Consider the following 18,294-nt stretch of genomic DNA (forward strand, 5'->3'; position numbering starts at 1 on the left):
CGGCAACATCCCAACCAGGAGGACTGATGGGAAGTTTGTCCCTCAAGCCGGGCACCAGCTGGGCAGCCGCCTACGGCCGGTGCGCTGACCTGGCCCCGGAGGCGTTTTCCCCCGAACGGGTCGCGAACCACTGGGGTGGGCGGTGGACCTGGGACGGCAGGCCCGGTGACGCCACCTCGCCGGTCGACGGCAGCGCCATCCACGGCCCGCCGCGCTTGGACGCCGGCACCGCGGCGGGCGCGGTGGACGCCGCGCTCGACGCCCACGTCCGCTGGCGCGAAGTGCCGCTGGCCGAACGCAAGGCGCGGGTCTCGGCCGCGCTCGACTCCCTGACCGAGCACCGCGAACTGCTCGGCCTGCTGCTGGTCTGGGAGATCGGCAAACCGTGGCGCCTGGCGATGGCCGATGTGGACCGGTGCATCGACGGGGTCCGCTGGTACGTCGAGGAGATCGGCCCGATGCTGGAGGACCGGGTGCCGCTGGACGGCCCGGTGAGCAACATCGCCAGCTGGAACTACCCGATGAGCGTGCTGATGCACGCGATGCTGGTGCAGGCGCTCTCGGGCAACGCGGTGATCGCCAAGACGCCGACCGACGGCGGCCTGTGCTGCCTGACCATGGCGGTCGCGCTGGCCGTGCGCGAAGGCCTGCCGCTGACCCTGCTCAGCGGCAGCGGCGCGGAACTGTCCGGCCCGCTGGTCGGCGGCCCGCGCCTGGGCTGCGTGTCCTTTGTGGGCGGTCGCGACGCGGGGGGCCGGATCGCCGCGTCACTGGCCGATCCCGGCAAGCGGCACGTGCTGGAACAGGAAGGGCTGAACTGCTGGGGCGTGTGGGAGTACGGCGACTGGGACACCCTCGCCGGGCAGATCCGCAAGACCTTCGACTACGCCAAGCAGCGGTGCACCGCCTATCCGCGGTTCGTGGTGCAGCGCGAGCTGTTCGACCGCTTCCTCGCGGTCTACCTGCCCGCGGTGCGCTCGGTGCGGTTCGGGCACCCGCTGGCCGTCGAGTCGCCGGAGGACCCGTTGCCGGAGCTGGACTTCGGGCCGCTGATCAACGCGGGCAAGGCGAAGGAACTGGCCGACCAGGTGGAGGAGGCCGTGCGCAACGGCGGGGTACCCCTGCACCGCGGTGAAGTCACCGAAGGGCGGTTCCTGCCGGGGCAGGACACTTCGGCCTACCTGGCGCCGGTGTCCATTCTGGACCCGCCGCGGTCTTCACCGCTGTTCCACGCCGAACCGTTCGGGCCGGTGGACACGATCGAAGTGGTGGACACCGAGGCGCAACTGCTGGCGGCGATGAACGTCAGCAACGGCGCGCTGGTGGCCACGCTGTCCTGCGACGAGGAAAGCACCGCGCAACGGCTCTCGGCGCAGGTGCGCGCGTTCAAGGTCGGGATCAACCGGCCGCGTTCGCGTGGTGACCGGGAGGAGTTGTTCGGCGGGCTGGGCGCTTCGTGGCGCGGGGCGTTCGTCGGTGGCGAACTGCTGGTGCGCTCGGTCACCCGCGGGCCGGAAGGGGAGCGGCCGCCGGGCAACTTCCCGCACTACACGCTGCATTCCTAGACGGGCTCGGGCGGGGTCAGCACGCAGAACTCGTGGCCGTCCGGATCGGCCATGACCACCCAGCTGACCTCGCCCTGGCTGATGTCGGCCCGCTTCGCGCCGAGGGCGAGGAGCCGGTCGACCTCCGCCCGCTGCCCGCCGCCGGGTACGAGATCGAAGTGCAGGCGGTTCTTGCCGTTCTTCGGCGGCAGCGGCGGGCCACCCCAGGTGATCTTCGGGCCGCCGTGGGGTGAGCGGATCGCGGTCTCCTCGTCCTGGTCCCAGACCAGCGGCCAGCCCAGCGCTTCGCTCCAGAAGTAACCGGTCTCCCGCGAGCCCTCACCCGCGACCGCGCCGACGAACCCGCAGTCGGCGAGGAAGTCATTGCCCGGCCCGATGACGCAGAACTCGTTGCCTTCGGGGTCGGCGAGCACCACGTGACCCTCTTCCGGGCGCTGGCCGACGTCGATGTGCCGGGCGCCGAGTCCGAGCGCTTTCGCCACGGTCCGCCGCTGGTCTTCGTGGGACGTGCTGGTCAAGTCGAAGTGCAGGTGGTTCTGGCCGGTCTTCCGCTGGGAGGACGGGGAGAACCGGAGCCGGAAACCGGTGTCGTCGACCGGCAGGAGCGTGTGGCCGTCTCCGGTTCGTTCCCAGTCCAGGAGCCCGCCCCAGAAGCGCGCGAGCGCACGCGGGTCGTTCGCGTCGAAGCAGAGCGCGCCGAGTCGGCAGGTCATCGCCTGGTACCCCCGTACCGGTTGTCCGAAGTGACAATTCGATCTTCCCACGCGTGCCGTGGTTTTCACCGCCTCTCACGAAGACACCGCCCGGCGCGCTCGGGAAGGGTGTGGGCAGGCGGCAGGCAGCGTGGCGCCGAGAGCGAAGGGGAAACCGATGCAGGCACGGATCAAGCGCGGTGTCGCGGTGATGACCGCGGTGGTCGCGGCGGCGGCGGTCGCGGTCGGACTGGCCGGACCCGGTTCGGCGGCGGGCAGCGGGACGATGTCCCCGTCGCTGCGGGCGTACGGGATCACCAGTGACGGCAAGTTGATGGCCACGTTCACCACGGACAGACCCGACGAGCTCAACTGGGTGCGCCGGGTGAGCGGCCTGATCACCGACACCTCGGTGATCGGCATCGACTTCCGCGTGCAGGACGGCAAGTTCTACGCGGTGGGCAACTACGGCGGCATCTACACGATCTCCCTGCCGACCGGGAACTCCGACGTGGTGGTGACGAAGGTTTCGCAGCTGAGCGCCGGGCTGCACGGCACCACCTTCGGCGTCGACTTCAACCCGGCCGCCGACCGGCTGCGGGTGATCAGCGACGTCGGGCAGAACCTGCGGCACAATCTGCACGACGGCACCACGATCTCGGACTCGACGCTGAGCGCCACCCCCGGCGGCTCGGCGATCGCCGGGGTGACCGCGGCCGCGTACACGAACAACGACCTGAACACCACCACCGCCACGACGCTGTTCGACATCAACACCCTGAGCGCGCAGGTGGTCGTGCAGTCACCGGCCAACAACGGCCTGCTGGCCCCGACCGGCTCGCTCGGCACCACCGCCGCCACGAACGCCGGCGCGGACATCTACAGCGACGTGGTGGGCGGCAAGACCGTGTCGAACTCGGGGTTCGCCACGCTGATCGGCTCGACCGGTGACGCGATGCTCTACGACTTCGACCCGCTCACCGGCGCGGCCCAGTCGCTCGGCATCTTCCCCTTGCTGATCACGGACATCGCCGTAGCACTGGACACCAACTAGCTCCCCGGGGGCGGGTGACACAAATGTGGCTTTCGGGGCGTTTTCCGCTCCGAAAGCCACATTTGTGTCCTGTGCGGGGTGTCAGCGCAGCAGGCGGACGGCGGCCTGGATGATCGGGTCCACGAGGGACGGATCGGCGGCGACCTGGGCCAGCAGGTCCGTCCGCATCCGCGGGTCCCAGAACTGCCGGATGTGCTGCGCGATGGTGGCCGCGGCCCGGTCCTCCGGCTGGCCGCGGAACTGCAGGGCGATCTCGTTGGCCAGGCGGACCTGGGGGTTGCCGCTCACGCGCCTACTCCGCCATCGCCGGGACGACGGGGCCGGACTGGCTGGATTGGCCGGATTGGCCGGATTGGCGCAGTGCCACCTGCACCGCGGTCACCTTGTACTCCGGGCAGTTCGTGGCCCAGTCGGAGTTCTCCGTGGTCACCACGTTCGCCCCGGTCACCGGGTGGTGGAAGGTGGTGTAGACCACGCCGACCGGCATCCGGTCCGAAAGCACCGCCCGCAGCTTCGTCTCGCCGACCCGGCTGGCCAGCGAAACCTCGTCGCCGTCGGTGATGCCGCGGACCTCGGCGTCGTGCGGGTGGATCTCCAGCAGGTCCTCCGGGTGCCAGGCCACGTTCTTCGTGCGCCGCGTCTGCGCGCCCACGTTGTACTGGCTCAGGATCCGCCCGGTGGTCAGGATCAGCGGGAACTTGCGCGTGCTGCGTTCCTCGGTCGGCACGAACGTGGTCGGCACGAACCGGCCCTTGCCGCGCACGAACCCGTCCACGTGCATGATCGGCGTGCCTTCGGGGGCCTTGTCGTTGCACGGCCACTGCACGCTGCCGAGCTTGTCCAGCTTCTCGAACGACACCCCGGCGAAGGTCGGGGTCACCGCGGCGATCTCGTCCATGATCTCGCTGGTCCGCGCGTACGACATCGGGTAGTCCATCGCCTCGGCGATCTCGCAGACGATTTCCCACTCCTGCTTGCCGGTCTTCGGCGCCATCACCGGGCGCACCCGGTTGATCCGGCGCTCGGCGTTGGTGAACGTGCCGTCCTTCTCCAGGAACGAGGTGCCCGGCAGGAACACGTGCGCGAACTTCGCCGTCTCGTTGAGGAACAGGTCCTGCACCACCAGCAGGTCCAGCGCTTCGAGCGCGGCCGTGACGTGCTTGGTGTTCGGGTCGGACTGCGCGATGTCCTCGCCCTGCACGAACAGGGCGCGGAAGGTGCCGTCGATCGCCGCGTCGAACATGTTCGGGATGCGCAGGCCGGGCTGGGCCATCAGCGGGCGGTCCCACAGCGTCTCGAACACCTCGCGCACCGCGTCGTCGGACACGTGACGGTAGCCGGAAAGCTCGTGCGGGAACGAACCCATGTCGCACGAACCCTGCACGTTGTTCTGCCCGCGCAACGGGTTGACCCCGACGCCCTCGCGGCCGATGTTGCCGGTCGCCATGGCCAGGTTCGCCATGCCCATCACCATGGTCGAGCCCTGGCTGTGCTCGGTGACGCCCAGTCCGTAGTAGATCGCGGCGTTGCCACCGGTGGCGTAGAGCCGTGCCGCGGCCCGCAGTTCGCCCGCCGGGACACCGGTGATCTCTTCGACGGCCTCCGGGCTGTTCTCCGGGCGCGCGATGAACTCCGCCCAGTCGTCGAAGTCCTCGCACCGCTCGTCCACAAAAGACTGATCGACCAGTCCCTCGGTGACCACCACGTGCGCCATCGCGTTGACCACCGCGACGTTCGTGCCCGGCGCCAGCTGCAGGTGGTGCGCGGCTTCGACGTGCGGCGAGCGCACCAGATCGATCCGGCGCGGGTCGATCACCACGAGCTTCGCGCCTTCACGCAGCCGCCGCTTCATCCGCGAGGCGAACACCGGATGCCCGTCGGTCGGGTTCGCGCCGATCACCACGATCACGTCGGACCGCGCCACCGAACGGAAGTCCTGCGTACCGGCCGAGGTGCCGAAGGTCTGCTTCAGCCCGTAACCGGTGGGGGAGTGGCAGACCCGCGCACAGGTGTCCACGTTGTTGTTGCCGAACGCGGCACGCACCATCTTCTGCACCACGTACACCTCTTCGTTGGTGCAGCGGGAAGAAGTGATGCCACCGATGGCGCCGACGCCGTGGCGGGCCTGCACCTCGCGCATCTTCTCGGCCACGTAGGTGATCGCGGTGTCCCATTCGACTTCACGCCACTCGTCGGTGATCTTCTCCCGGACCATCGGCTTGTACACCCGGTCCGGGTGGGTGGCGTAGCCGAAGGCGAACCGGCCCTTGACGCACGAGTGGCCCTCGTTGGCGCCGCCGTCCTTGTGCGGCACCATGCGCACCAGTTCGTCACCACGCAGTTCGGCCTTGAACGAGCAGCCGACCCCGCAGTAGGCGCAGGTGGTGAGCACGCTGCGGGTCGGCATGCCCAGCTCGACCACCGACTTCTCCTCCAGCGTGGCCGTCGGGCAGGCCTGCACGCAGGCACCGCAGGACACGCACTCGGAGTCCATGAACAGCTCGCCCGCGCTCGCGGCGACCTTCGAATCGAAGCCGCGGCCTTCGATGGTCAGCGCGAAGGTGCCCTGGACCTCGCCGCAGGCCCGCACGCAGCGCGAGCAGGCGATGCACTTGGACGGGGTGAAGTCGAAGTAGGGGTTGCTGTGGTCGGTCTCCAGGTCGAGGTGGTTCTCGCCCTCGTAGCCGTAGCGGACCTGGCGCAGGCCCACCACACCGGACATGTCCTGCAGTTCGCAGTCGCCGTTGGCCGAGCAGGTCAGGCAGTCGAGCGGGTGGTCGGAGATGTAGAGCTCCATCACGCCCTGCCGCAGCTTCTCCACCCGCGGGGTCTGCGTGCGGACCTTCATGCCCTCGGCGACCGGCGTGGTGCACGAAGCGGGGGTGCCGCGGCGGCCGTCGATCTCCACCAGGCACAGCCGGCACGAGCCGAAGGCGTCCAGGCTGTCGGTGGCGCACAGCTTCGGGATGTCGATGCCGGACAGCGCCGCCGCGCGCATCACCGAGGTGCCTTCGGGCACCGCCACGGGATGGCCGTCGACCTCGAGTGAGACGGTGGCCGGGCCCGGCATCGCCGGGGTGCCGAGATCGTGTTCCTTGTACAGCGTCATGACTGGCTCTCCTGCCGCGCCGTGAAGTCGTCCGGGAAGTGGCGGAGGGCGCTGAGCACCGGGTTCGGCGTGAGCCCGCCCATCGCGCACAGCGATCCGTCGGTCATCAGGTCACAGAGATCGCCCAGCAGGGCCAGGTTCGCGTCGGGGTCCTCACCGGCGACGATGCGGTCGATGGTCTCCACCCCGCGCACCGAGCCGACCCGGCAGGGCGTGCACTTGCCGCACGACTCCTCCGCGCAGAACTCCATCGCGAACCGGGCCATCGACGCCATGTCGACGGTGTCGTCGAAGACCACGATGCCGCCGTGGCCGAGCATCGCGTTCACCGCGGCGAACGCCTCGTAGTCCAAGGGGACGTCCAACTGGTCGGCCGGGAGGTAGGCGCCGAGCGGGCCGCCGACCTGCACCGCGCGCACCGGCCTGCCCGAGCGGGTGCCCCCGCCGTAGTCGTTGATCAGTTCGCCGAGCGACATGCCGAAGGCCGTCTCGAACACCCCGCCGCGGGCGATGTTGCCCGCCAGCTGGAACACCTGCGTACCGCGCGAGCGTTCGCGGCCCAGCGCGGCGTAGGCCTCGGCGCCGTCGGACAGGATCACCGGCACCGACGCGAGGGTGAGCACGTTGTTCACCACCGTCGGCTTGCCGAACAGCCCGGTGATCGCCGGGATCGGCGGTTTGGCGCGCACCATGCCGCGCTTGCCCTCCAGGCTTTCCAGCATGGAGGTCTCTTCACCGCAGATGTAGGCGCCCGCGCCGACGCGCACGAACAGGTCGAACCGCCTGCCGGAGCCGAGGATGTCCTCGCCGAGCCACCCGTGGGCGTAGGCGATTTCGATGGCCTGGCGCAGGGTCTGCACCGCGTCCGGGTACTCGGACCGCAGGTAGACGTAGCCTTCGGTGGCGCCGGTCGCGCAGGCGGCGATGGTCATGCCTTCGATCAGGCAGAACGGGTCGCCCTCGATCAGCATGCGATCGGCGAAGGTACCGCTGTCGCCTTCGTCGGCGTTGCAGCAGATGAACTTCGGCTCCGCCGGGGCGTCGAGCACCGTCTTCCACTTGATGCCCGCGGGGAACCCGGCGCCGCCGCGGCCGCGAAGGCCGGATTCGGTCACCGCGGCGACCACCGCGGCAGGCTCCTGTTCGAGCGCCCGGCGCAGCCCGGCGATCCCGCCGTGGGTGAGGTAGTCCTCGGCGGACAGCGGATCGGTGACGCCCACCCGCGCGAAGCAGAGCCGCGTCTGGCCGCTCATCCACGGCAGGTCCTCGACGCGGCCGAGGTTCAGCTCGTGCTCGCCGTCGTCCAGGATCGCCGCGAGCACTTCGCCCGCGCGGCCCGGGGTGACCGGCCCGTAGCCGACGCGGCCCCGGTCGGTGATCACCTCGACCAGCGGTTCCAGCCACAGCATGCCGCGGGAACCGTTGCGCACCAGGCGGATGTCCTCACCCGCCGCTGCGGCCTGGCGCGCGATCGCGTCGGCGACGGCGTCCGCGCCGACCGAGACGGCCGCGGAATCGCGGGGGACGTAGATCGTGGTGGTCATGCTTTGCCCGCCTCCGCTTCGGCGATGATGCTGTCCAGTGCGGCCTCGTCGAGCCTGCCGTGCAGGCGCCCGTCGACCTGGGCGGCCGGGCCGAGCGCGCAGTTGCCCAGGCAGAAGACCTGCTCGAGGGTCACCGAGCCGTCGGCCGTGGTCTGGCCGAGCTTGCTGCCCAGCACCTGTTCGGCGTGGGCGAGAAGGCGTTCCGCGCCGACCGACCGGCAGGCCTCCGCGCGGCACAGCTTCACCACGGTGCGGCCAGGCGGTTCGGTGCGGAAGTCGGTGTAGAAGCTGATCACCCCGTGCACGTCGGCGCGGGAGAGGTTCAGCTCCTTGGCCACCAGGGGCAGCAGTGCCTGGTCGAGGTAGCCGAATTCGGCCTGCAGCGCGTGCAGGATCGGCAGCAGCGCGCCCCGGTCACCGCGGTGTGCGTCGACCACGGCACGTGCGCGGTCGGCCATGTCGCTCATCGGTCCGCTCCCCTCCGGCTTGGCTGCATACGGTATACACTACGGTACCGAGTTCGGCCGTGCCGGGAAAGGGGTGGAGTGGTTCAGCGGGATTCGGTGGCGAGCTTGACGCCCAGCCCGATCAGCACGGTGGCGGTCAGCCGGTCGAGCACGCGGCGCACGCGGTCGCGGAGCAGGAGGCGGCGGGCCCGGGCGGCGGTCCAGACGAGCAGCGGGTACCAGGCGAAGGTGACGGCCAGGTGGATGGTCACCAGGAGCGCGCCCCAGGCGGTCGAACCGGGGCCCACGGGCAGGAACTGGGGGAGCAGGCTGACGTAGAAGACGCCGACCTTGGGGTTGAGCAGGTTGGTGAGCAGACCCGCGCGCAGCGCACTGGTGGCGGACCCGTCCTCCAGCGGCACGACCGGCCCGCGGTGGCGGGGGAGCGACTTCCAGAGGGCCGAGGCGCCGAGCCAGATGAGGTAGGCCGCGCCCGCGATGCGCACCACCTGGTAGGCGACCTCGGAGGCGGCGAGCAGCGCGGTGAGCCCGGCGAGGCTCGCCGTGGCCCAGACCAGGCAGCCGAGCGCGATGCCGGTGACCGCCCGCAACCCGGCGCGCCGCCCGCCGAGCAGCGTGTGGCGCAGCACGAGGAGCGTGTCGATGCCGGGCGTGGCCACCCCGAGGAACGCGACGAGGGTCCAGGTGAGCAACGCCGTCTCGGACACGGGGCCTCCTCAGGCTTGCGGGGGTGTTCCCCACGTCATCCTGGCCGCGGCGGCGCCCGCCTTCAAGGGATCCCGGCGATCTTGAGCGTCGAGTCCCTTCGCCAATGCTATGAGTGGGGCATTACTTGCATTCAACGCTAGTAATGCCCCACTCATAGCATTCAGCGTGGGGGGTATGGCCGGAATGCCCGCTTGTCAGTGGGTAATTCGGCCGTCTGGCGAAGGCGGGGCGCCGGGCAGGCTCGGCCGTGGGGAGTTCCGGGGAACGAGGAGGCGTGATGACAGGTGCGTTCCGGGTGGAGCCGGACGCCGCGAGATCGGTGGTCCGGTCGATGGAGGACCTCAACGCCACGGCGGCTTCCTCGGCCCGCGACATCGGGTCGCTGGCCATCGACATCGCCTCGTTCGCCGCGATCGGCAGTTCCGTCGGCAGCGCCAACGCCTCCCTCCAGCAGCAGCTCACCGGCGCGCTCAGCCGGTTCGTGGAGCTGATCGGCCAGATCAGCGAGTACGTCCGGCTCTCGGCCGACGGCTACACCGCCGCTGACCAGGCCACCGCGCGCGGCTTCGGCGGCGGACCGGACACCGGCGGCACCCAGGGCGGCGGCGGCGGCGGTCAGCTGCCCGGCCCGCCCCCACAGCCCGCCTCCGATCCGGGCGCCGGGCCGCACGCCTCACAGCAGCCCTCGCTGGCCGACCAGGCGACCTGGCAGGCGGCCGACGCGGGCGCCGACGTGGCCGACGGCATCGGCTGGACCAACGCCAGCAGTCACCTCAAGCACTTCCTGGACAACAGCGGCGCGCCGATCACCGTGGACGCCGACCAGATCGGCCGCGACGTGCCCTCCTTCCGCGGGGTGGTGGACCGGACGGTCGCCGAGCAGATGCGCCAGCTCGCCGCCGAAGCCGCGCGCACCGGGACCTACGGCACCCCGGTCACCTTCGACTCCGGCTGGCACGGCCACTACCTCGGCCCGGCCGAGAGCAAGAACTGGTACTACGCGATGGGCGGCGTCCAGTACTCGGTCACCGGCGTGGCCACCGTGCACCCGCCCGCGCTCCCCGGCGGCGACCCGACCATCGAGATGGACTACCGCGCGCACGTGTTCGACCGCTACAACTGGGACGGCGGCAAGGCCACCCAGATCGGCCCGCTGACGGTCACCGACGCCTCGCTGGCCGAACTGCACCGCTCGGGACTGGCGCAGGAGTACGACATCTCCGGCTCCACCGACCCGCGGCACTACTCCGGCGCGGTACCCGGGGCCGGCACGCAGGTGAGCCTGCCGCAGAGCCCGGACAACCGCGACGGCACCCGCCTGGACATCCGGCGCTAGCATGCCCTTCAGCCAGGAGGAGGACCGGATGAGCACCCCGGCCGCGGAAGCACTGGAGTCCGCTTTGGACTTCGGCGGCATCGTGCTGCCACCGGGCGCCGAGGTGCTCGGCGTGCTCGACCAGCGTGGTATCGACCAGCTCTACGCGCTCGCGGTCGCCGTCGGACCGGACACAGTGGACGGTCTGCTGCGCGCTTCCGGCTTCGGTGGCGAACTGGCGCCGGGACGGCAGGTGTTCCTGCCGCCGGTGCCCGGCTTCGACCCCGACCGCGGCACCGACATCGCTTCGGCGCAGGACGCGCTGCCCGCGGGCCGCTCGCGCCCGGCACGGGTCACCAGGGAGGTGCTCGTCGACCGCAGCGAACCGGCGCGGCCGGTGGCGCACCTCTGGTTCTACACCACCTGAAACCCGCCATCCCGGAAACTCACGCGGATCCCGGTGATTCCGGGGAACGGAACGCCGTGGTTGCCGCGCCCGTGCCCGGGCGTGAAGATCGGCCGGTCTTCGGAAGAAGGGTGGCCCCGTGCGCACTACCGAATTGACCGTGCGGAAAAGAATCGCACTCGGCGGCGGGCTCAGCGCGCTCGCGGTATTCCTCGCGGTGCCGGTGCTGACCGCGTTCACCCCGCTTTTCGACGGCTGGGTCGGGCCGCTGGGTGCCGGGTACGTCGCCGGTGCCTTCGCCATCGTCTTCCCGCTCGGTGCCGCTTTCGCCTACGGCCGCTGGGCTGATCGCTGGGAAAGCCGGAACGGGGACCGCTCGTGAACGTGCTCGCGGTGCTCGTGGTGACCGGGATCGTCGCGGTCACCCTCGGCTTGACCAGTTACGCGGCCCGCCGCAACAAGAACACCGACGACCACTACATCGCCGGTGGCCGGGTCAGCGGCTGGCAGAACGGCCTCGCGCTGGCCGGTGACCAGCTCTCGGCGGCCTCCTTCCTCGGCATCACCGGCGCGGTCGCGCTGACCGGGTTCAACGGCTTCTACCTCGCGCTCGGCATCCCGATCGCGTACCTGCTGGTGCTGCTGGTGATCGCCGAACCGCTGCGCAACCTCGGCCGGTTCACCCTGGCCGACGCCGTCGCCGCGCGGTTCGACGGGCGGCTGCTGCGCGCGGTGCTCGCGGTGGCGTCGCTGATCCTGAGCATCGTCTACATGGTCATCCAGTTCGTCGGCGCCGGGGTGCTGGCGCAACTGCTGCTCGGCGTGGAGTTCCCGCTGGCGGTGGTGGTGATCGGGCTGCTGATGACGCTGTACACCATGCTCGGCGGCATGGTCGGCACCACCTACATCCAGGTGTTCAAGGCGATCCTGCTGATCGTGACGGTGCTGGGCCTGCTGGTGCTGATCGCGGTCCGCGTCGGCGGCAACCCGCTCGGCGCGTTGTTCGAGGCGCGGGAAACGCACGGGGACGACATCATCCTGCCTCAGCACGACAGCACGGCGACCGCGTTCAACAACGTTTCCCTGAGCCTGGGCATGGCATTGGGCATCATGGGCCTGCCGCACGTGATGGTGCGATTCCTGACCGTGCGCGACGCGAAAGCCGCGCGCGATTCCGCGCAGGTGGCGATGTGGATTTTCGCGTTGTTCTTCCTGGCGTTGCCGGTATTCGGTTATGCCGCGCTGAACGAGGTCGGCCGGGACCGGATCATCGCCGACAACAAGGCGGGCAACCTGGCCGCGCCGCGGCTGGCGGAAATGGTCGGCGGCAATCTCATGTTCGCGATCGTGGTGGGCGTGGTGATGGCGACCATCCTCGCGGTGCTCGCCGGACTGGCCATCGCCTCCTCCGGCGCGGTCGCCCACGACCTCTACAGCACGGTGCTCAAACGCGGGAACGTCACGCAGCGACAGCAGTTTCTGGTCGGCAGGCTCGCCGGGGTGGCGGTCTCGGCGGTGGCGATCGTGCTGGCGCTGGGCGCGCGCACGCTGAACGTGGCCTTCCTCGGCACCGTGGCGTTCGCGATCGCGGCGAGCACCACCATGCCGGTGCTGCTGCTGACCATCTACTGGCGCGGGTTCAACCGCGTCGGCGCCACCTGCGGCCTGCTCGGCGGGCTCGTCGTGTCGGTCGGGCTGGTGCTGGTGGGCCCGGACGTGATGGGGGAGGCGCACCTGTTCCCGCTGTCCGTCCCGGCGCTGGTCTCGGTGCCCGCCGGGTTCCTCGCCGCCTGGCTGGGCAGTCTGGCCGGGCGGAACAACGCGGCGGCCAGGGGCACGCCGTACGACGAACTCGCCGCGCGGGCGTTCCCCGGCCGCGGGCGGGCGGAGGTGACCACATGAACTGCACCACCAGCCAGGCTTTCCTCGAAGCCCTGCGTGAAGGCGGCGTCGAATACGTCTTCGCCAACCTGGGCAGCGACCACCCCGGCATCGTGGAGGCCTACGCGCGGGCCAGGGCCGAGGACCGGGCGGAGGCGCTGCCCGAGCTGATCATCTGCCCGCACGAAAGCGTCGCGTTCTCCGCCGCGCAGGGCTACGCGCAGGTCACCGGCCGGGCGCAGGCGGTGCTGGTGCACGTGGACTGCGGCACCCAGAACATCGGCGGCATGCTGCACAACGCCGCCAAGGGCCGGGTGCCGGTGCTGGTCTTCGCCGGCGCCTCGCCGTTCACCCAGGACGGCGAGCTGACCGGCAGCCGCAACGAGTTCATCCAGTGGATCCAGGACGTGCACGACCAGCGCGGGATCGTCCGCGGGTACACCAAGTACGACAACGAGATCCGCACCGGGCACAACGTCAAGACGATCGTCGGCCGCGCGCTGCAGATCGCGCACAGCGAACCCGCCGGGCCGGTGTACCTGGTCGGCGCGCGGGAGGTGATGGAGTCCGAGGTGCCGTGCCAGGACCCCGTCCGCCCCATCCCGATCGCCCCGGCCGCGCTGGCGCCGCAGGTCGCCGACCGGCTCGCCGAAGCCCTGCGGGAGGCGGAAAACCCGCTCGTGGTCACCTCCTACCTCGGCCGCGACCCGGAGGCCGTGCCGGTGCTGGTCCAGCTGTGCGAGCGGCTGGCGATGCCGGTGCTCGAATCGGTGCCGATGCGGGTGAACTTCCCCGCCGACCACCCGCTGCACCTCGGGTTCCAGTGGAACACCACCGAACCCGATCCGGTGCTCGCCACCGCGGACGTGGTGCTGGTGCTCGGCAGCGACGTGCCGTGGATCCCGCTGAGCAACCGGCCGCGGGACGGCGCGCGCATCTTCGTGGTCGACGTCGACCCGCTCAAGGAACAGATGCCGCTGTGGCACGTCCCGGCGGAATGCTTCGCGCGCGCCGATCCGCGGACCGCGCTCCACCAGCTCGTCGAGCGGATCGGCGAGCAGCCGGACGCCGGGCGCCTGGCCCGCGTCACCGCCGAGCACCGGCGCCGCACCGGGGAGCACGCGGCGCTGGAACACCCGGACGGCGACACGATCACCCCCGAATACCTGCTCGCCTGCCTGCGCGACGCGATCGACGACGACACCCTCGTGCTGACCGAGGCGATCTCCAGCTACCAGGCCGTCGGCAGGCACCTGCGGCGCAACCGGCCCGGGTCGCTGATCGGCTCGGGCGGTGGTTCGCTCGGCTGGCACGCGGGCGCGGCGATCGGCGCGAAGCTGGCCGACCCGGGCCGCACGGTCGTTTCGGTCGTCGGGGACGGCAGCTATCTGTTCGGTGTGCCGTCGTCGGCGCACTGGGTGGCCCGGCGGTACGGCACGCCGACGCTGACCGTCGTGCTGGACAACCGCGGCTGGAAGTCGCCGAAGCTGTCCACCCTGGGCGTGCACCCGGACGGCACCGCGGCCGAGCGCGACGACTTCAACGTCAGCTTCGAACCGGAGGCCGACCTGCCCGGTATCGCCACGGCCGCCGGTGGCGCCTGGGGCCAGACCGTGCGGCACCCCGGCGAGCTGAAGGAGGCACTGGCCGAGGCGCTGGCCGCGGTCGGCGGCGGCCGGTCGGCGGTGCTCAGCGTGCACCTGCCGCCCGCCCAGGCGTCCCGGTGAGTGGAACGCTCGCTTGCCCAGCGGGGACGCACCGAGCAACATCACCCCGATGAGCGGCGAATCCGCACCGGCACCGAAGTCGGTGCTGGCGCGAGGGCTGTCCCTGCTCGACGCGTTCACCCCGGGTGAACCCGAGCTGAGCCTCGGTGAGCTCGCTGCCCGCAGCGGGCTGCCCAAACCGACCGCCCACCGCCTGCTCGGCGAGCTGGTCGACTGGGGCGCGCTCGAACGCACCGGGCACGGCGGCTACCGGCTCGCGGCGAAGCTGTTCCGCCTCGGCCAGATGGTGCCGCGCTACCGGATGCTGCGTGAAGCCGCGATGCCCTACCTCGAAGGACTGCAGCGCGCCAGCCGGGAGAACGTGCACCTCGCCGTGCCGGACGACCTGTGCACGCTGTTCGTGGAGAAGCTCAGCGGCGGCGAGTCGATGGTGATCCGGTCCAGGGTGGGCGGCCGGATGCCCGCGCACTGCACCGCCACCGGCAAGGTGTTCCTCGCCTGGGGCGGGCACGACCGGCTGCGCCGCGCGGTCGACGCCGGGCTGGCGCGGCTGACCCCGCGCACCATCGTGCTGCCCGGCCTGCTGCACCGCGATCTGGAGCGCACCAGGGAACGCGGGCTCGGGATCAACCTGGAGGAGGCCGAGCCGGGCGTCACCGCGGTGGCCGCCCCGGTGCTCGGCGCGCACGGCGAGGTGGTCGCCGCGCTGTCCATCACCGGGCACACCCGGCGGCTCGACCTGGACCGCTGCGGGACCGCGGTCCGGGCGGCCGCCGGGGCGCTGTCGGCAGCCCTCAGAAGGGATACCCCGCCACGTCCCCGCGAAGGGTGACCCAGCGGGTTTCGGTGAACGCCTCGATGTTCGCCGCCGCGCCGCCGAAGCGCGAGCCGGTGCCGGAGGCGAGCACGCCGCCGAACGGGGCGTGGGCCTCGTCGTTGACCGTCTGGTCGTTGATGTGCGCGATCCCGGTCGGGATGCGGTCGGCCAGCGACAGTCCTCTTGAGACGTCCGGGGTGACGATGCCGAGCGAAAGGCCGTACTCGCTGGCGGAGGCGAGCGCCACGGCTTCGTCGTCGCTGCCGAAGCGGGCGACCGGGGCGACCGGCCCGAAGACCTCCTGCGCGTAGGCGGGCACCTCCGGCCCGGCGTCGGCGAGCACCGTCGGCCGGTAGAACAGGTCCTCGTAGGTGCCGCCCGCGGCCAGCCGCGCCCCGCTGTCCACACTGGACTCCACCAGCCGGTGGATCTTGTCGCGCTGCCCGCCGTCGATGATCGGGCCCAGCGCGACCGGCTCGGTGGCCGGGTTCCCGACCGGCAGGCGGTCCGCCTTCTCGGCCAGGCGTGCCACGTACTCGTCGTAGAGCGATTCGTGCACCAGGTGACGGCCGGTGGTCATGCAGATCTGCCCCTGGTGGAAGAAGGAACCCCAGGCGGCGGCGCTGATGCAGTGGTCGAGGTCGGCGTCGGCGAGCACGAGCAACGCGGAGTTGCCGCCGAGTTCGAGGTGGGCGCGCTTGAGGTGGCGGCCGGCGAGTTCGCCGACCGCGCGACCGGCGGCGGTCGAGCCGGTGAACGAGATGACCCGCACGTGCGGGTCCTCGACGAGGGCGGCCCCGGCCGCGGCGTCACCGGGCAGCACGTGCAGCACGCCCTCGGGCAGCCCGGCCTCGGCGAAGACCGCCGCGAGCGCGAACCCGCCGCACACCGCGGTCCGCGGGTCGGGTTTGAGCACGACCGCGTTGCCCAGCGCCAGCGCGGGCGCGACCGAGCGGATGGACAGGATCAGCGGCGCGTTGAACGGCGCGATCACGCCGACGACGCCCGCGGGCACGCGGCGCACCATGCTCGTGCGCGGCGCCTCGCTGGGCAGCAGCTCGCCGAGGGGACGCGAGGGGAGCGTCGCCGCTTCGTAGCACTCCTGCGCCGCGACGTGGAGTTCGAAGTCGGCCTTGCCGGGGACGCTGCCCGCCTCACGGACGAGCCAGCCGCGCAGTTCGTCGGCGTGTTCCTCCCACAACCGCCCGGCGCGCCGCAGCACCGCCGCCCGCTCCTGGAACGGCCGGGCCGCCCAGTCGCGCTGCGCCTGCGCGGCGCGCTCGGCGGACCGGGCGATCGCCGCCGGATCCGCCAGCCCGTGCCTGCCGAGTTCGGCGCCCGTCGCCGGTTCGGTCACCGGGCCGTCGGCGCCGGTGGACTCCCAGCCGCCGGTGAAGACCTTGCCCTGCCACTGTGCTTCGTCGAGTAGTGCCACGGCGACATGATCCGCCTGTCAGGCGCCGGTGGGGAACCGTCCCTTCCGGCCACCGGAACGCGGGTGGCCTTCTCCCGGGCTAGGGTGAGGGCATGGCTGAGGAGTTCAAGCGGGCCCCGAACCACTTCCGGGGGAGGCCGCTGGCCGACGGGTCGTCGCCGTGGCCGGTGGAGGCGGGACGCTACCGGCTGGTGGTCAGCCGCGCGTGCCCGTGGGCGAGCCGCGCGATCATCGTGCGGCGGCTGCTCGGGCTCGAGGATGCGATCTCGATGGCCGTGGTGGACCCCATCCAGGACGAACGCAGCTGGCGCTTCACCCTCGACCCCGGCGACCGCGACCCGGTGCTGGGCATCCGCTTCCTCGCCGAGGCCTACCAGGCCGCCGAGCCCGGCTACGACGGTGGCGTGAGCGTGCCCGCGCTGGTCGACGTGCCCAGCGGCAAGCTCGTGTCGAACGACTACCCGCAGCTCACCCTCGACTTCTCCACGGAATGGACCGCCCACCACCGCGAAGGCGCGCCCGAGCTGTACCCCGAGCACCTGCGTGCCGAGATCGACGCGGTCAACGAGGTGGTCTTCCGCGACATCAACAACGGTGTCTACGCCATCGGCTTCACCCGCGACCAGGCCGCCTACGACCGCCGCTTCAACCGGCTGTTCGACCGGCTCGACGAGCTGTCCCAGCGGCTGGAAGCCAGCCGCTACCTGGTCGGCGACACGATCACCGAGGCCGACATCCGGCTGTTCGTCACCCTGGTCCGCTTCGACGCGGTCTACCACGGCCACTTCAAGTGCAACCTGCTCAAGCTCACCGAGATGCCGGTGCTGTGGGCCTACACCCGCGATCTGTTCCAGACCCCCGGATTCGGCGACACCGTCGACTTCGACCACATCAAGCGCCACTACTACGTGGTGCACGACAACATCAATCCCAGTGGGATCGTCCCGGCCGGACCGGACCTGTCGGGGTGGGTGACGCCGCACGGGCGCGAAGAACTGGGCGGGCGCCCGTTCGGGGACGGGACGCCGCCGGCCTAGAACGCCGGGTCCACCCCGAATTCGGCACGCAGGAGAGCCATGTCGTGCCGGTCGCGATCGCGCGGGACGTAACCCTGGTGGAAATGCAGCTGCTGGGCCACGGAAAGACACGGCACCTCGACGCCGTCGATCCGGCCGGTGACGAAGCAGTCGGCGGGGTATCGGAAGGTCGCGCCGTGGTCGTCGGCCGCTTGGGTGGCCGAGCCGTCCGCGGCGAACTTGACCGGGTGCAGGTCCACTTCGGCGGGACCGCCCCAGACGAACCGCACCGGCCGCCGGTCCAGCGTTTCGGCGAAACCCGCGTCGGCCAGCACCGCCAGCGCGGCGGGTTCGCCGGTTTCGTCGTGGATCAGGTCCAGATCGGAGTGTGGTCGCGTCTGCCTGCCGACCAGGGCGTCGATGCCCCAGCCGCCGCCGATCCACACCCGTGCGCCCGCCGCGTCGAACCGGCGCAGCAGTTCCAGTACCAGCGCGGCTTCCACGATCGAAGAGTCTAACCGGAGGGCGGCCGTTCTCCGGCCGCCCTCCGCGGGTGGA

The 18,294-nt window shown here is 71.2% G+C and carries 17 protein-coding genes; 9 read left to right on the top strand and 8 right to left on the bottom strand.

What is annotated here, in order from left to right; genetic code table 11:
- Positions 1-26: 26 nt before the first annotated feature.
- Positions 27-1,565, top strand: a complete 1,539-nt coding sequence (locus tag L3Q67_RS28810; RefSeq protein WP_499184566.1) for an aldehyde dehydrogenase family protein — start codon at positions 27-29, stop codon at positions 1,563-1,565.
- Here L3Q67_RS28810 and L3Q67_RS28815 read toward each other — a convergent pair.
- Positions 1,562-2,278: a VOC family protein gene (locus tag L3Q67_RS28815; protein WP_499184567.1), complete on the bottom strand. Its 717-nt coding sequence runs from the start codon at positions 2,276-2,278 to the stop codon at positions 1,562-1,564. The genes L3Q67_RS28810 and L3Q67_RS28815 overlap by 4 nt on opposite strands.
- Before the next feature lie 157 nt (positions 2,279-2,435).
- Here L3Q67_RS28815 and L3Q67_RS28820 point away from each other — a divergent pair, with 157 nt between their 5' ends.
- Positions 2,436-3,311 (top strand): DUF4394 domain-containing protein, encoded by an 876-nt coding sequence (locus L3Q67_RS28820; protein ID WP_499184568.1) that lies wholly within the window; start codon positions 2,436-2,438, stop codon positions 3,309-3,311.
- Between the two features lie 81 nt (positions 3,312-3,392).
- Here the strand turns inward: L3Q67_RS28820 and L3Q67_RS28825 are convergent, their stop codons facing one another.
- The 5 genes from L3Q67_RS28825 to L3Q67_RS28845 all read right to left on the bottom strand — a co-directional run bounded on the left by L3Q67_RS28825 (position 3,393) and on the right by L3Q67_RS28845 (position 9,138).
- Positions 3,393-3,599 (bottom strand): formate dehydrogenase subunit delta, encoded by a 207-nt coding sequence (locus L3Q67_RS28825; protein WP_499184569.1) that lies wholly within the window; start codon positions 3,597-3,599, stop codon positions 3,393-3,395.
- 4 nt (positions 3,600-3,603) lie between these two features.
- Positions 3,604-6,420 (bottom strand): molybdopterin oxidoreductase family protein, encoded by a 2,817-nt coding sequence (fdhF, locus tag L3Q67_RS28830; RefSeq protein WP_499184570.1) that lies wholly within the window; start codon positions 6,418-6,420, stop codon positions 3,604-3,606.
- A complete protein-coding gene (locus tag L3Q67_RS28835) occupies positions 6,417-7,964 on the bottom strand; it encodes a formate dehydrogenase beta subunit (RefSeq protein WP_499184571.1) in 1,548 nt (515 codons plus the stop codon). The genes fdhF and L3Q67_RS28835 overlap by 4 nt, the downstream gene beginning before the upstream one ends.
- Complete coding sequence (locus L3Q67_RS28840; RefSeq protein WP_499184572.1) at positions 7,961-8,431, bottom strand: thioredoxin domain-containing protein; 471 nt, start codon at positions 8,429-8,431, stop codon at positions 7,961-7,963. Before L3Q67_RS28840 ends, L3Q67_RS28835 begins: the two co-directional genes overlap by 4 nt.
- A gap of 83 nt (positions 8,432-8,514) precedes the next feature.
- Positions 8,515-9,138 (bottom strand): LysE family translocator, encoded by a 624-nt coding sequence (locus L3Q67_RS28845; RefSeq protein ID WP_499184573.1) that lies wholly within the window; start codon positions 9,136-9,138, stop codon positions 8,515-8,517.
- A 278-nt stretch (positions 9,139-9,416) separates the two neighbouring features.
- On the opposite strand from L3Q67_RS28845, the gene L3Q67_RS28850 reads away from it, so the two are divergent.
- The 6 genes from L3Q67_RS28850 to L3Q67_RS28875 all read left to right on the top strand — a co-directional run bounded on the left by L3Q67_RS28850 (position 9,417) and on the right by L3Q67_RS28875 (position 15,300).
- A complete protein-coding gene (locus tag L3Q67_RS28850) occupies positions 9,417-10,475 on the top strand; it encodes a WXG100 family type VII secretion target (protein ID WP_499184574.1) in 1,059 nt (352 codons plus the stop codon).
- Positions 10,476-10,503: 28 nt separating this feature from the next.
- Positions 10,504-10,881 carry a hypothetical protein gene (locus L3Q67_RS28855; protein ID WP_499184575.1) on the top strand — a complete coding sequence of 126 codons (378 nt, stop codon included), beginning with the start codon at positions 10,504-10,506 and terminating at the stop codon, positions 10,879-10,881.
- 118 nt (positions 10,882-10,999) lie between these two features.
- A complete protein-coding gene (locus L3Q67_RS28860; protein WP_499184576.1) occupies positions 11,000-11,242 on the top strand; it encodes a DUF485 domain-containing protein in 243 nt (80 codons plus the stop codon).
- A complete protein-coding gene (locus L3Q67_RS28865) occupies positions 11,239-12,762 on the top strand; it encodes a solute symporter family protein (RefSeq protein WP_499184577.1) in 1,524 nt (507 codons plus the stop codon). The genes L3Q67_RS28860 and L3Q67_RS28865 overlap by 4 nt, the downstream gene beginning before the upstream one ends.
- Positions 12,759-14,468, top strand: coding sequence for a thiamine pyrophosphate-requiring protein (locus tag L3Q67_RS28870; protein WP_499184578.1), 1,710 nt, complete (start codon positions 12,759-12,761; stop codon positions 14,466-14,468). The genes L3Q67_RS28865 and L3Q67_RS28870 overlap by 4 nt, the downstream gene beginning before the upstream one ends.
- 49 nt (positions 14,469-14,517) lie before the next feature.
- Positions 14,518-15,300 carry an IclR family transcriptional regulator gene (locus tag L3Q67_RS28875; RefSeq protein WP_499184579.1) on the top strand — a complete coding sequence of 261 codons (783 nt, stop codon included), beginning with the start codon at positions 14,518-14,520 and terminating at the stop codon, positions 15,298-15,300.
- Here the strand turns inward: L3Q67_RS28875 and L3Q67_RS28880 are convergent.
- Complete coding sequence (locus L3Q67_RS28880; protein WP_499184580.1) at positions 15,263-16,720, bottom strand: benzaldehyde dehydrogenase; 1,458 nt, start codon at positions 16,718-16,720, stop codon at positions 15,263-15,265. The two genes, L3Q67_RS28875 and L3Q67_RS28880, sit on opposite strands and share 38 nt — an antisense overlap.
- A 92-nt stretch (positions 16,721-16,812) precedes the next feature.
- Between L3Q67_RS28880 and L3Q67_RS28885 the strand changes: the two genes are divergently transcribed.
- Positions 16,813-17,757, top strand: coding sequence for a glutathione S-transferase family protein (locus L3Q67_RS28885; RefSeq protein WP_499184581.1), 945 nt, complete (start codon positions 16,813-16,815; stop codon positions 17,755-17,757).
- On the opposite strand, the gene L3Q67_RS28890 is transcribed toward L3Q67_RS28885, so the two are convergent.
- Complete coding sequence (locus L3Q67_RS28890) at positions 17,754-18,239, bottom strand: nucleotidyltransferase domain-containing protein (protein WP_499184582.1); 486 nt, start codon at positions 18,237-18,239, stop codon at positions 17,754-17,756. The two genes, L3Q67_RS28885 and L3Q67_RS28890, sit on opposite strands and share 4 nt — an antisense overlap.
- Positions 18,240-18,294 lie beyond the last annotated feature (55 nt).

It is taken from the genome of Saccharothrix sp. AJ9571 (assembly GCF_021725495.1).
In the GTDB taxonomy this organism is placed as follows: Bacteria; Actinomycetota; Actinomycetes; order Mycobacteriales; family Pseudonocardiaceae; genus Amycolatopsis; species Amycolatopsis magusensis.

Bases quoted from the DNA above. Each gene is read 5' to 3' on its own strand.
- L3Q67_RS28810 (WP_499184566.1), top strand. From the start codon at position 27: ATGGGAAGTTTGTCCCTCAAGCCGGGCACCAGCTGGGCAGCCGCCTAC.
- L3Q67_RS28815 (WP_499184567.1), bottom strand. From the start codon at position 2,278: ATGACCTGCCGACTCGGCGCGCTCTGCTTCGACGCGAACGACCCGCGT.
- L3Q67_RS28820 (WP_499184568.1), top strand. From the start codon at position 2,436: ATGCAGGCACGGATCAAGCGCGGTGTCGCGGTGATGACCGCGGTGGTC.
- fdhF (WP_499184570.1), bottom strand. From the start codon at position 6,420: ATGACGCTGTACAAGGAACACGATCTCGGCACCCCGGCGATGCCGGGC.
- L3Q67_RS28835 (WP_499184571.1), bottom strand. From the start codon at position 7,964: ATGACCACCACGATCTACGTCCCCCGCGATTCCGCGGCCGTCTCGGTC.
- L3Q67_RS28840 (WP_499184572.1), bottom strand. From the start codon at position 8,431: ATGAGCGACATGGCCGACCGCGCACGTGCCGTGGTCGACGCACACCGC.
- L3Q67_RS28850 (WP_499184574.1), top strand. From the start codon at position 9,417: ATGACAGGTGCGTTCCGGGTGGAGCCGGACGCCGCGAGATCGGTGGTC.
- L3Q67_RS28855 (WP_499184575.1), top strand. From the start codon at position 10,504: ATGAGCACCCCGGCCGCGGAAGCACTGGAGTCCGCTTTGGACTTCGGC.
- L3Q67_RS28870 (WP_499184578.1), top strand. From the start codon at position 12,759: ATGAACTGCACCACCAGCCAGGCTTTCCTCGAAGCCCTGCGTGAAGGC.
- L3Q67_RS28875 (WP_499184579.1), top strand. From the start codon at position 14,518: ATGAGCGGCGAATCCGCACCGGCACCGAAGTCGGTGCTGGCGCGAGGG.
- L3Q67_RS28885 (WP_499184581.1), top strand. From the start codon at position 16,813: ATGGCTGAGGAGTTCAAGCGGGCCCCGAACCACTTCCGGGGGAGGCCG.